This window comes from Corallococcus llansteffanensis (genome assembly GCF_003612055.1).
Taxonomy (GTDB): Bacteria; Myxococcota; Myxococcia; order Myxococcales; family Myxococcaceae; genus Corallococcus; species Corallococcus llansteffanensis.
On record NZ_RAWB01001088.1, the window covers coordinates 1 to 932 of the forward strand.

The following is a 932-nucleotide window of genomic DNA, read 5'->3' on the forward strand; positions in this document are numbered from 1 at the left end:
AGACCCCTGCGCCCCGTTTTGATTGGCCTGCCAGCCCGAAGCTTCGACAAGGCCACGGCCCAGTCCACCTCTTCCTGCGTCCCCAGGCTCTCCCACCGACCCCGTGAACCCCGCGTCGCCCTTCACCCCAGTGCAACTGCAGGTTTGATCTATGCAACCTCCATCGACGACGTAGCCGCCAAGCCCGCCAGGCGTTCCAACTTCACCCGGCTCCCCAGGCTCACCACTGTTGCGTGCATTGCCGGTTCCGCCGTTGCCGCCGGCGTTACCCTTGTCCACCGCGCAAGTCGCGGAGCCTCCACTTCCCAGGACACCACCTCCGTTGGGCGTACCCACCTGGCCCTCGGATCCATTGCCGCCAGGAGCGCCTGCGTCTCCCGCTCTTCCTTCAAGCCCATTCCCGCCACGTCCTGCTTCCAGGACGATGTCCTGAAGCAACAACGATGTGCGCACGACGTGCAAGGCAATGGACGGTTCACCATCGCCGGTCGCATTGGCGGAAGCGACGTGCAACGCATCCAGTCGCACGCCCGCATCCGTCACGTCCCGCACCGTGAAGGCATGCGTGCCACCATCGATGAGCGTGGTCCTGCCGTCCTGGAAGCGACTCCAGTACCTTTTCCCCTCGCCGCTCCAGCGGTAGCCGCCGTGGAGCGAAACCGGTCTGTTCACGACAGTGCCTGGCTCGTTGTACGTCCCGGTTCCCAGATACACCGTGGTGCGTCCCGCATCGTCCCCCTGGATCAACTGGAGGGCCTTGTTCAGGGTCTGCACCGGATGGAACTGGGAGCCGTCGTTGGTGTCCCTGCCGGACTCCGGATCCACGAAGTAGCCCGCAGCCGCTACGCCATCCACGCCATCGCAGTTCAGGTCCTGGCTCGCGAAGTCAGGGTAATCCACGCCGTCGCCGGCATCACAGGGGGGCTCCGTGA

General features: G+C 65.1%; 1 pseudogene. It reads right to left on the reverse strand.

Annotation, left to right across the window (positions count from 1 at the left end):
* Window positions 1-900, reverse strand: a pseudogene (locus D7V93_RS44690) (hypothetical protein); the annotation flags it as partial.
* Between the last annotated feature and the right edge of the window lie 32 nt (window positions 901-932).